The organism is Kitasatospora sp. NPDC091257 (genome assembly GCF_044757675.1).
Classification (GTDB): Bacteria; Actinomycetota; Actinomycetes; order Streptomycetales; family Streptomycetaceae; genus Kitasatospora; species Kitasatospora lactacystinica.
Map to the genome: position 1 here is coordinate 1 of NZ_JBIVVI010000172.1, position 10,481 is coordinate 10,481.

At 73.9% G+C, this 10,481-nt stretch carries 11 protein-coding genes and 1 pseudogene; 7 read left to right on the forward strand and 5 right to left on the reverse strand.

Annotated features, from left to right (window positions below; all coding sequences use genetic code 11):
• Positions 1–385 (forward strand): macro domain-containing protein (locus ACIQOV_RS10980; RefSeq protein ID WP_401047314.1); only part of this gene is annotated, 385 nt, incomplete at its 5' end.
• Positions 386–600: 215 nt separating this feature from the next.
• Here ACIQOV_RS10980 and ACIQOV_RS10985 read toward each other — a convergent pair.
• Positions 601–1,434 carry a class I SAM-dependent methyltransferase gene (locus ACIQOV_RS10985; protein WP_380553414.1) on the reverse strand — a complete coding sequence of 278 codons (834 nt, stop codon included), beginning with the start codon at positions 1,432–1,434 and terminating at the stop codon, positions 601–603.
• 217 nt (positions 1,435–1,651) lie between these two features.
• Here ACIQOV_RS10985 and mshA point away from each other — a divergent pair, with 217 nt between their 5' ends.
• A complete protein-coding gene (gene mshA / locus ACIQOV_RS10990; protein ID WP_401047331.1) occupies positions 1,652–3,022 on the forward strand; it encodes a D-inositol-3-phosphate glycosyltransferase in 1,371 nt (456 codons plus the stop codon).
• Between the two features lie 131 nt (positions 3,023–3,153).
• Positions 3,154–3,690 carry a YbjN domain-containing protein gene (locus ACIQOV_RS10995; RefSeq protein ID WP_401047316.1) on the forward strand — a complete coding sequence of 179 codons (537 nt, stop codon included), beginning with the start codon at positions 3,154–3,156 and terminating at the stop codon, positions 3,688–3,690.
• A gap of 23 nt (positions 3,691–3,713) precedes the next feature.
• Here the strand turns inward: ACIQOV_RS10995 and ACIQOV_RS11000 are convergent, their stop codons facing one another.
• A complete protein-coding gene (locus ACIQOV_RS11000; RefSeq protein WP_401047319.1) occupies positions 3,714–5,003 on the reverse strand; it encodes an MDR family MFS transporter in 1,290 nt (429 codons plus the stop codon).
• Positions 5,004–5,152: 149 nt separating this feature from the next.
• Between ACIQOV_RS11000 and ACIQOV_RS11005 the strand changes: the two genes are divergently transcribed.
• Together ACIQOV_RS11005 and ACIQOV_RS11010 are read left to right on the forward strand one after the other, a co-directional pair.
• On the forward strand, positions 5,153–5,911 hold the full coding sequence (locus tag ACIQOV_RS11005) for a phosphoglyceromutase (RefSeq protein WP_359913728.1): 759 nt from the start codon (positions 5,153–5,155) through the stop codon (positions 5,909–5,911).
• 290 nt (positions 5,912–6,201) lie between these two features.
• Positions 6,202–6,798 carry a lytic polysaccharide monooxygenase gene (locus tag ACIQOV_RS11010; RefSeq protein WP_401047322.1) on the forward strand — a complete coding sequence of 199 codons (597 nt, stop codon included), beginning with the start codon at positions 6,202–6,204 and terminating at the stop codon, positions 6,796–6,798.
• Positions 6,799–6,959: 161 nt separating this feature from the next.
• On the opposite strand, the gene ACIQOV_RS11015 is transcribed toward ACIQOV_RS11010, so the two are convergent.
• Together ACIQOV_RS11015 and phoU are read right to left on the reverse strand one after the other, a co-directional pair.
• Positions 6,960–7,139: a hypothetical protein gene (locus ACIQOV_RS11015; protein ID WP_387689121.1), complete on the reverse strand. Its 180-nt coding sequence runs from the start codon at positions 7,137–7,139 to the stop codon at positions 6,960–6,962.
• Between the two features lie 170 nt (positions 7,140–7,309).
• Positions 7,310–7,999: a phosphate signaling complex protein PhoU gene (phoU, locus tag ACIQOV_RS11020; RefSeq protein WP_359830323.1), complete on the reverse strand. Its 690-nt coding sequence runs from the start codon at positions 7,997–7,999 to the stop codon at positions 7,310–7,312.
• Between the two features lie 306 nt (positions 8,000–8,305).
• On the opposite strand from phoU, the gene ACIQOV_RS11025 reads away from it, so the two are divergent.
• Positions 8,306–9,733, forward strand: a complete 1,428-nt coding sequence (locus tag ACIQOV_RS11025; RefSeq protein ID WP_401047325.1) for a sensor histidine kinase — start codon at positions 8,306–8,308, stop codon at positions 9,731–9,733.
• A gap of 2 nt (positions 9,734–9,735) precedes the next feature.
• Positions 9,736–10,419 carry a response regulator transcription factor gene (locus ACIQOV_RS11030; protein ID WP_401047328.1) on the forward strand — a complete coding sequence of 228 codons (684 nt, stop codon included), beginning with the start codon at positions 9,736–9,738 and terminating at the stop codon, positions 10,417–10,419.
• Here the strand turns inward: ACIQOV_RS11030 and ACIQOV_RS11035 are convergent.
• Positions 10,384–10,481: pseudogene (locus ACIQOV_RS11035) on the reverse strand (proteasome accessory factor PafA2 family protein); the annotation flags it as partial. The gene ACIQOV_RS11030 and the pseudogene ACIQOV_RS11035 overlap by 36 nt on opposite strands.

The following is a 10,481-nucleotide window of genomic DNA, read 5'->3' on the forward strand; positions in this document are numbered from 1 at the left end:
CGTGTCGGCCGGGATCTACGGCTGGCCGCCGGCGGACGCGGCCCGGATCGCGCTCGGCACCGTCGCGGAGGTGCTGGGCGGCGGTGACGTGGAGGAGTACGAGGAGCGGGCGGAGCTGCTGGCCTCCTGCTATCGCGAGTCGCTGCGCACCGCGGTGGCGCTCGGCGCGCGCACGGTGGCCTTCCCGGCCGTGTCGGCCGGGATCTACGGCTGGCCGCCGGCGGACGCGGCCCGGATCGCGCTCGGCACCGTCGCGGAGGTGCTGGGCGGCGGTGACGTGGAGGCGGGTGCGGAGCTGGCGGAGGTGCGGTTCGTGCTGTTCGGGTCGGAGATGTACGGGGTGTTCGAACGGGCTCGGCGGGAGCTGCCCGAGCGGGGCGCCTGACGGCCGGGTGGGGCGTGGTGTCGCCGCTCGGCCGGGTCCATGGTGGCGTGTCGAGGCGTCAACACGCCAGAGATATTCGATAACTCGTTCGAGTGAATGCATCGGGTCGGTCACCAGCTCCGGCGCTCGCTGGCATGTGCGCGCCCCCGAACCCGGCAGCACCGCGGCGGCCCGCCGCTACGGCGCCGCCCGCCGCCGCGGCGCCGACCCCGCCGCTACGGCGCGAGCGCCGACCAGGGCAGCGTGACCTCGCCCTGCCGCCACCGTCCGCGCGCGTCCACCAGCGGCCAGCCGCCCGCCAGCGCCGTGCAGGCCGCCACCCAGCGCTGCCGCGCCCCGAACGCCCCGTACGGCGCGGCCGCCGCCCAGGCCCGGTCGAAGTCGGTCAGGAAGGCGTGCACCGGCCGTCCGGGCACGTTGTGGTGGATCAGCGCCTTCGGCAGCCGCTCGGCCAGGTCGGAGGGCTGGCCGAGGCCGCCCAGCCGGGCCGCGAAGGTCACCGTCCGGGGCCCCTCCGGACCGAGCGCGACCCAGACGTGCCGCCGCCCGATCTCGTCGCAGGTGCCCTCGACCAGCAGCCCGTCCGGGGCGAGCCGCGCGCACAGCCGCTCCCACACCCCGGCGACCGCCGACTCGTCGTACTGCCGCAGCACGTTGGCGGCCCGGATCAGCTGGGCCGGCGCGCCGCCGTCCAGCGGCACCTCGAAGCCCCCGCGCCGGAAGGTGAGCAGCGGCGGCTCGGCGTACGGCAGCGCGGCGGCGACCCGCTCCGGCTCGATCTCGATCCCGACCACCCGGACGTCCGGCCGCACCGTGCGCAGCCGCCCGGCCAGCTCGACGGCGGTCCACGGCGCCGCGCCGTAGCCGAGGTCCACCGCGACCGGCGGGCGCTCGGCGGCGCGCAGCGCGCGGCCGAGGGTGTGGGCGATCCAGCGGTCCATCCGGCGCAGCCGGTTGGTGTTGGTGGTGCCCCGGGTGACCGTCCCCACCGGTCGCCCGGTCCGTCCGCGGGCGGGCGCGGCGGGAACGGGTTCGAAGGAGGCAGCCATGCCCAGAAGGGTAGTCGGGCCGTCGGCGGCACCGCGCTGACCTGGGGCGATGGCGACCGCCCCGGCCGGTGGGCCGGGGCGGGAATGCCGAGCGCGGTCCGTGTGGTTGGCAGACTGGTGGTGATGTGTGCCCGGGACGGGGCAGCGCACACCGGACAACGGGCGGCCCGGTACGGACCGCCTCGACGGGCAGCACAGAGGAGGCTTCAGCCAGGTGATCCAGCACCCCGTCCGTTCGGTCCGCCGTGCCCAGTCGGCCGCCCCCGCGCGCGCCCGGCTCCAGTCGCTCGTCCCCGGCCGCCGCCGTCCGCGCCGGATCGCCATGCTGAGCGTCCACACCTCGCCGCTGCACCAGCCCGGCACCGGGGACGCCGGCGGGATGAACGTCTACATCGTCGAGCTGGCCAAGCGCCTGGCCGACCTCAACATCGAGGTCGAGGTGTTCACCCGGTCGATCTGCTCGGACGACGCGCCGACGGTCGAGCTAGCCCCGGGCGTGCTGGTCCGCCACGTCACCGCCGGGCCGTACGAGGGCCTGATCAAGGAGGACCTGCCGGCCCAGCTGTGCGCCTTCACCCACGGGGTGCTGCGGACGGAGGCGGGCCACCGCCCCGGCCACTACGACCTGGTGCACTCGCACTACTGGCTCTCCGGGCAGGTCGGCTGGCTGGCCGCGCAGCGCTGGGGGGTGCCGCTGGTGCACACCATGCACACCATGGCGAAGGTCAAGAACGCCGCGCTGGCCGCGGGCGACACGCCCGAGCCCGCGGCCCGGGTGATCGGGGAGACCCAGGTGGTGGAGGCGGCCGACCGGCTGATCGCCAACACCACCGAGGAGGCCGCCGAGCTGGCGCTGCACTACGCCGCCCGGCCGGACCAGCTGGCCGTCGTCCACCCCGGGGTCAACCTGGACGTCTTCCGTCCCGGCGGGCCGCGGACGCCCGCCGCCGCACGGGCCCGGCTGGGCCTGCCGCAGGACGCCGCGGTGCTGCTGTTCGCGGGCCGGATCCAGCCGCTGAAGGCCCCGGACGTGCTGCTGCGGGCGGTCGCCGCGCTGCTGGCCCGGCGCCCGGAGCTGCGCGAGCGCCTGGTGGTGCCGGTGGTCGGCGGGCCGTCCGGCACCGGGCTGGCCCGGCCGGAGAGCCTGCACAAGCTCGCCGCCCAGCTGGGCATCTCCGACGTGGTGCGGTTCCACCCGCCGGTCGGCCAGGAGCTGCTCGCCGACTGGTACCGGGCGGCGACGGCCCTGGTGATGCCCTCGTACAGCGAGTCCTTCGGGCTGGTCGCGCTGGAGGCGCAGGCCTGCGGGACCCCGGTGGTGGCGGCCGCGGTCGGCGGGCTGCCGGTCGCGGTGCGGGACGGCGAGACCGGCACCCTGGTGCAGGGCCACGACCCGCTGGACTGGTCGTACGCGCTGGAGCCGTACATCACCGACCGGGGCCTGGTGGCGCGGCGCGGCGCGGCGGCGGCCCGGCACGCGGCCGGCTTCGGCTGGGACACCGCGGCGGCGACCACCGCCGAGGTGTACGCGGGCAGCATGGCCCGGCCGGCCGGCCGGCTGGCCGCGGCCCGTCGCCGACTGGCCTGAGTGCGGGACGGCCCGGCCCTCGGCCGGCCCGTCGCCGACCGGCCCGGGGCGCCCCGGCGGAACGTCGCGCGGCCCGCGCGCCGACCGGCCGGGGCTGCGCCCGCCCGGTACCGGCGAGTAACGTCACCCCCATGGCAATCCGCACCAAGGACGAGGCCCTGACCCTCCTGCGCACCGCCCTGGACGACGCCGGGGTGGCCTGGGAACCGGCCGCCACCGACCCGTACACGCTGGTGGCGGCCCTCCCGGGCACCCGGAAGCTGAGCACCACCTGCGCCCTGCGGGTCGGCGACCACACCCTGTCGGTGAACGCCTTCGTGATCCGCCGTCCGGACGAGAACCACGAGGCCGTCTACCGCTGGCTGCTGGAGCGCAACACCCGGCTGTACGGCGTCGGTTACGCGGTCGACGCGCTCGGCGACGTCTACCTGGCCGGCCGGCTGCCGCTGGAGGCGCTCACCCCGCAGGTCGTGGACCGGCTGCTCGGGACGGTGCTGGAGAACGCGGACGAGCCGTTCAACACCCTCCTGGAGCTGGGCTTCGCCACGGCGATCCGCCGGGAGTGGGAGTGGCGGACCAAGCGCGGGGAGTCCACCCGCAACCTGGCCGCCTTCGCCCACCTGGCCGCCCCGGAGGAGCCGCCGGCGGACGCCCCGGACGCGGACTGACCCGTGCGGACCGACCCGTTCGGTCAGGCGCCCGCCGGGGTCTTCCCGGCGGGTTCCGCCGCGGGCGCCGGGACCATGACGACGGTCCCGCCGGGCCGGATGCCCTGCGCGGCGCCGGTCCGCTTGCCCAGCAGCAGGTAGCCGGCCGCGGCGACCGTGCCGCAGACTCCGCACGCACCCCACAGCGCCCCGCCGCCGGCCCGCTCCAGCAGCACCCCGCCGACGGCCGGGCCGAGGAACGAGGCGAGCGACCAGGCGAGCGAGTAGACGCCCTGGTAGCGCCCGCGGGCATGGGTCGGCGACAGTTCGGCGATCAGGCCCATGAGGGTCGGCGTGTAGAGGATCTCCCCGACCGTCCAGACCGCCACCGTGCCGGCGTAGAACCACGCGGACGACCCGGCCAGGGCCGTCAGCCCGAATCCCCAGCCGATGAACAGCGAGGCCGCCGCCAGCATGGCCGACCGGCTGCGGCTCTCGACCCACCGGGTGAGCGGGATCTGCAGCAGGACGATCAGCAGCCCGTTCAGGCCGATGACCAGGCCGTACTCGGTGGACGTGATCCCCCGGCGGCCCATGTCCACCGCGAGGGTGGTGGCGCCCTGCTGCAGCACCAGGGCGAGCAGCAGGGTGAGGCCGACCACGGCCATGAAGCGGCGGTCGCGGAACACGGTGCCGAGGCCGACCGCCGGTTCGTCGGCCTTCGCCGTCCGGACGTCGGGCTTCGTCTCCGGGATCCTGACGAAGATCACCACCGCGCAGAGCGCCGTGGAGAGCGCGTCCAGCAGGAAGAGCGTGAGGTAGCCGTGGCTGGCGATCAGGCCGGCGACGGCCGAGGAGAGGCCGAAGCCCAGGTTGATCGCCCAGAAGTTCAGCGAGTAGGCGCGGACCCGGTCGGCGACCGGGACGATGTCCGCGATGATCGCCGAGATGGCCGGCCGGGTGGCGTTGTTGCAGAAGCCCACCAGGAAGGCCACCACCGCGATCGCCACCTGACCGTCCGTGAAGCCGAGCACGGCGGTGAACAGTGCGGTGCCGAGCTGGGCGGCGAGCAGGGTCGGACGGCGTCCGATCCGGTCGGTCAGCACGCCGGCGATGATCGCGGAGGCCGCCGAGCCGAGGCCGAACAGGGCGGCGACCAGGCCCGCGTAGGTGGCCGAGTACCCGCGGCTGCTGGTGAGGTAGAGCGCGAGGAAGGTGACCACGAAGGCGCCGAGCCGGTTGACCAGGGTCGAGACCCAGAGCCACCAGAACTGGCGCGGCAGCCCGCCCGCCGTCTCCTGGATCATTCTTCGGAAACCGGCGGTGACGAGCATGTGGGGGCTCCCGGGGGCAGGCGTCCGCCGATCGGTGCGGCAGGCCCGGTCAGCCGACGCATGTAAGTGTCAGATGCGCGAGGCACACATTACACATTGGTCGAAGGTCCCCACCAGGGGTTTTCCGGGCCCCCACTAAGCTGGGGGCCATGGCTGACACGACGTACCGACTCATCCTGCTCCGCCACGGCGAGAGCCAGTGGAACCAGAAGAACCTGTTCACCGGTTGGGTCGATGTCGACCTCAACGAGAAGGGCGAGAAGGAGGCCGCCCGCGGTGGCGAGCTCCTGGCCGCCGAGGGTCTGCTCCCCGACGTGCTGCACACCTCGCTGCTGCGCCGCGCCATCCGCACCTCGCAGATCGCCCTGGACAAGGCCGACCGCCACTGGATCCCGGTCAGCCGCAGCTGGCGGCTGAACGAGCGCCACTACGGTGCGCTCCAGGGCAAGGACAAGGCCCAGACCCTGGCCGAGTTCGGCGAGGAGCAGTTCCAGCTGTGGCGCCGCTCGTACGACACCCCGCCGCCGGTGCTGGCCGACGACTCCGAGTACTCGCAGGCCGGCGACGCCCGTTACGCCGAGATCCCGAGCGAGCTGCGTCCGCGCACCGAGTGCCTGAAGGACGTCGTGGAGCGGATGCTCCCGTACTGGTACGACGCCATCGTCCCGGACCTCGCCGCCGGCCGGACCGTGCTGGTCACCGCCCACGGCAACAGCCTGCGCGCGCTGGTCAAGCACCTCGACGGCGTCTCCGACGAGGCCATCGCCGGCCTGAACATCCCGACCGGCATCCCGCTGGTGTACGAGCTGGACGCCGACTTCAAGCCCGTCACCCCGGGCGGCCGCTACCTCGACCCGGACGCCGCCGCGGCCGCCATCGAGGCCGTCAAGAACCAGGGCAAGAAGTAAGCCGCTTGCCGCTACGGCCCCGCCCCCGGTCCGACCGGGGGCGGGGCTTCGTTCGTTCTCGGGCGGTTCGTTTTGGGTCGGTTCGGGTTCAACCGGGCTGTCCAGTAGGGGAGTTGGGCGGTGAATGGGAAACTGGTTCAGACCATTGACGGGCTCGGTCGGCGACTCCTACCGTGAGGGCACCGGACTGGCGCAGGCATGCCAGGATCTCCCGTCCGGGCCGCCGCACCCCCACGCGCGCGCGTCCGCGCCTCCGGCGCACACTCCATCCACCCCCACGGAGGAGCACCATGCGCACACGTCACATCGTCGGGGCCGCCGTCGCCGCGCTGGCGATCCCGCTGACCCTCGCCTTCCCGGCCTCGTCCCACGGCTGGATCTCGACCCCGCCCAGCCGGGCCGCGCTCTGCGACACCCACGTGGACGGCGTCCCGTGGGACTGCGGTGACATCCAGTGGGAGCCGCAGAGCGTCGAGGGCCCCAAGGGCTTCCCGGCCCTCGGCCCCTCGGACGGCACCATCTGCGCCGGCGGCAACCCGCGCTTCGCCGAGCTGGACGACCCCCACGGCGGCGCCTGGCCGACCACGCCGGTGACGGCGGGCCAGCAGCTCACCTTCACCTGGAAGTTCACCGCCCGGCACGCGACCGCCGACTTCCGGTACTACATGACCAAGCCGGGCTACGACGCGAGCCAGCCGGTCACCCGCGCCAACCTGGACCTGACGCCCTTCCTGACCGTCCCGTACGGCGGGAAGCAGGTGCCGAGCACGCTCAGCCACACCGCGATCGTCCCGGGCGGGCGCACCGGGCACCAGGTGGTCGTCGCGGTCTGGACGATCTCCGACACCGGGAACGCCTTCTACTCCTGCTCCGACGTCCGGTTCTGACCTGCGGAAGGCCCGCGGAAGGCCCGCGGGAGGCCCGCGGGAGGGTGAGCGGGCGAGCGGTCGGGCGGGCCGGAAGGCGCCGGTCGGGCGGGCCGGAACGCGCGAGGTGCACGGTCGCCGGTGGGCCGTGCACCTCGGGAGCTCCTCGGGCGGTGCCGCGTTCAGTGGCCGCCGCAGCAGCCGCCGTCGGCGCCTCCGCACTGGCAGGGCGCGCCGGACTGGCAGCCGCAGCCGCAGCCCGGGCCGCAGCCGCAGCCGGCCGCGAGGACGGGAAGCAGCTTCGGGGCGGGTGGCTCGACGGAGTCGTGGGCGGTTGCCGGTCGGGACGGGTTGGCCTTCATCGAGCTTCCCTCCTTGTGACGGGCACAGTCCTGTGCCCCCAATGTCGAGTGAAGCCGTCGAACGGATGAGCGTCAACGGGCGCGCAGTGGTGGGGCGCACGGAAGTCCGTGCGCCCGCACCACCCTTGCCACAGGTTTACTCACCCCTCGGGGTGAGCCCGGACCGGCGGTCAGTCGACCGGCGCGGCCTCGGCGGCCTCGGTGGCGGCCACGAACTCGGCCACGTGCTCGCCCGTCACCAGGTACACCACGCGCTTGGCGACCGACACCGCGTGGTCCGCGAAGCGCTCGTAGTAGCGGCCGACCAGGGTGATGTCGACGGCGGTCTCTATGCCGTGGTGCCAGCGCTCATCGATCAGGTGCGACAGCAGCTCGCGGTGCAGGGTGTCGATCGCGTCGTCGTCCTGCTCCATCTCCAGGGCCTTGTCGACGTCCTTGGTGGCGATGACCAGGCCGGCCTTGGCCACCAGGCGCTGGGCGAGCTGGCCCATCTCCAGGACGGTGGAGTGCAGGTCGCTCGGCACGGCGGTGTCGGGGTAGCGCATCCGCGCGACCTTGGCGACGTGCCGGGCGAGGTCGCCGCAGCGCTCCAGGTCGGCGCTCATCCGCAGCGAGGTGACGACGATGCGCAGGTCGGTGGCGACCGGCTGCTGGCGGGCGAGGAGGTCGATGGCCCGGTTCTCCAGCTCGTGGTGGAGCTCGTTGACCTTCTCGTCGGCGGCGATCACGCTCTCCGCCAGCGCCAGGTCCGCGTCGAGGAGGGCGGTGGTGGCCCGGCCCATCGCCGATCCGACCAGCCGGGCCATCTCGACCAGGCTGTCGCCGATCGCATCGAGTTCCTCGTGGTACGCGTCGCGCATGTTCTCTCCTCAGTAGCTGTGTCGGTGGCGGTGCCGACCGGTCAGCCCGTACGACCGTCGTTCCGGCGTCCGGGTGACCGCTGCTGGTGGCGCGCATCGTACGCGCACACCCGAGCCGATGGCCGCTGTTCGGCACACCGATCTCTCCCACACGGGCTGCCCGGCCAACTTTCCGCCGCCAGGGCGACGGTGCACGGCCGCTACGGTGAATCGACAGCTACCTGAAGGTGAATTCTCGGCAACGCGCGGTGGATGCCTTGACCCAGTGCATGGGGACTGCCCTGGTCGTGCGCTTACGCTGGCCACATGGACGTGAACGTGGCCGCCGCCGCTGCCTGTGCCATAGCCGGGCTCGGCGTCGGCCTCACCGCCTCCATCGCTTTCCGCTGGAGCGAGCGCGAGCAGGCCAGGGGCAGGTACAGCGCAACCGGCGGCAGGAACCCCGGCCGGTACCAGTCACTGGGCACCGGCAACCCCGAGCCGCCGCTGCCGCCCGGGGTCGACACCGTGCTCTCCGTGCTCCGCTCCTGCGCGATCGTGCTGGGGGAGGGCGACGAGGTGGTCAAGGCCAGCTCGGCGGCGTACGCGATGGGCCTGGTGCGCGGTGGCGCCGTCGCCGTGGACCAGATGCTCGGGCTGGCGCGCGCCACCCGCAGGGACGGCGAGATCCGCCAGGTCGAGCTGGAGGTGCCCCGGCCGGGCGCGGCCCGCGCGGCGGAGCCGCTCGCGGTCTCCGTCCGGGTGGCCCCGCTGGGCTCCCGACTGGTGCTGGTGCTGGTCGAGGACCAGACCGAGCGGCGCCGCGTGGAAGCCGTCCGCCGGGACTTCGTGGCCAATGTCAGCCATGAGCTCAAGACCCCGGTCGGCGCCCTGTCGCTGCTCTCCGAGGCGGTCGTCGACGCGTCCGACGACCCGGAGGCGGTGCAGCGCTTCGCCGGCCGGATGCAGGTCGAGGCGGCCCGGCTGGCCAGCCTGGTGCAGGAGATCATCGACCTCTCCCGGGTCCAGGACGACCGGCTGATGGTCGACCCGGAGCCGGTCGCGGTGGACGAGCTGATCGCCGAGGCGATCGACCGCTGCCGCCAGCAGGCCGCCGCCAAGCAGATCCTGATCGCGGCGGGCGGCATCGCCGGCCTCTACCTGCACGGCAACCGCGGCCAGCTCGCCGCCGCGCTCGGCAACCTGGTCGAGAACGCCGTCAACTACAGCCCGCCCCGCACCCGGGTGGCCATCGCCACCCGCCGGATCTCCAGCGCCGCGGCGCTCGGGGAGGCGGACGGCGAGCTCATCGAGATCTCGGTCACCGACCAGGGCATCGGCATCTCCGAGAAGGACCGCGAGCGGGTCTTCGAGCGGTTCTACCGCGTCGACCCCGCGCGCTCCCGGGCGACCGGCGGCACCGGCCTGGGCCTGTCCATCGTCAAGCACGTCGCGGCCTCGCACGGCGGCACCGTCTCGGTGTGGAGCGTCGAGGGCCAGGGTTCGACCTTCACCGTCCGCCTGCCCGCCGGGCAGGCACCGACGGAGGACGAGCCCGACGACGTGTTCGACGACGAGTCCGACGCGTTCGACGGTCCCGACGACGCGCCGGACCGCGCGCCGGGCGGCGACCCCGCCGGGCCCGCCGCCGCACCCCGAACCCTCACCACGGCCCGTACGGACCGTCCGCTCCCCGCCGGGGAACGGAAACAACACCTGTCAGACACAACCCCTCAGCTTGCCCCGGAGGCCTGATCGTGACCCGAGTACTGGTGGTCGAGGACGAGGAGTCGTTCAGCGACGCCCTCTCGTACATGCTCCGCAAGGAGGGCTTCGAGGTGGCCGTCGCCGCCACCGGCCCCGACGCCCTGGAGCAGTTCGAACGCAACGGTGCCGACCTCGTCCTGCTCGACCTGATGCTGCCGGGCCTGCCGGGCACCGAGGTCTGCCGCCAGCTCCGGGTGCGCTCCAACGTCCCGGTGATCATGGTGACCGCCAAGGACAGCGAGATCGACAAGGTCGTCGGCCTGGAGATAGGCGCTGACGACTACGTCACCAAGCCGTACTCCACCCGCGAGCTGGTCGCGCGGATCCGCGCGGTGCTGCGCCGCCGCGGCGAGGACGGCGGCGCGGGCGACAACGGCGGCGGCCCGGGCGCCCTGGAGGCGGGCCCGGTCCGGATGGACGTGGACCGCCACGTGGTGACCGTGGACGGCGCCAAGGTCGACCTGCCGCTGAAGGAGTTCGACCTGCTGGAGATGCTGCTGCGCAACGCGGGCCGGGTGCTCACCCGGATGCAGCTGATCGACCGGGTGTGGGGCGCGGACTACGTCGGCGACACCAAGACCCTGGACGTCCACGTGAAGCGCCTGCGGGCCAAGATCGAGCCGGACCCGGGCGCGCCGCGCTACCCTCCCAGATGTGCTCGGCCCGCTGGCTGACGCAGTACACCGCGCCGCGCGGGGTCTGGAGCACCTTGCCCGCGCCGCAGATCAGCTGCCGG

What these genes read in the sequence shown, in the direction of transcription:
- phoU (WP_359830323.1), bottom strand. Translation starts at nt 7,999, where the DNA reads ATGCGCGACGCGTACCACGAGGAACTCGATGCGATCGGCGACAGCCTG.
- ACIQOV_RS10995 (WP_401047316.1), top strand. Translation starts at nt 3,154, where the DNA reads ATGGCAATCCGCACCAAGGACGAGGCCCTGACCCTCCTGCGCACCGCC.
- ACIQOV_RS11000 (WP_401047319.1), bottom strand. Translation starts at nt 5,003, where the DNA reads ATGCTCGTCACCGCCGGTTTCCGAAGAATGATCCAGGAGACGGCGGGC.
- ACIQOV_RS10985 (WP_380553414.1), bottom strand. Translation starts at nt 1,434, where the DNA reads ATGGCTGCCTCCTTCGAACCCGTTCCCGCCGCGCCCGCCCGCGGACGG.
- ACIQOV_RS11005 (WP_359913728.1), top strand. Translation starts at nt 5,153, where the DNA reads ATGGCTGACACGACGTACCGACTCATCCTGCTCCGCCACGGCGAGAGC.
- ACIQOV_RS11025 (WP_401047325.1), top strand. Translation starts at nt 8,306, where the DNA reads ATGGACGTGAACGTGGCCGCCGCCGCTGCCTGTGCCATAGCCGGGCTC.
- ACIQOV_RS11015 (WP_387689121.1), bottom strand. Translation starts at nt 7,139, where the DNA reads ATGAAGGCCAACCCGTCCCGACCGGCAACCGCCCACGACTCCGTCGAG.
- ACIQOV_RS11010 (WP_401047322.1), top strand. Translation starts at nt 6,202, where the DNA reads ATGCGCACACGTCACATCGTCGGGGCCGCCGTCGCCGCGCTGGCGATC.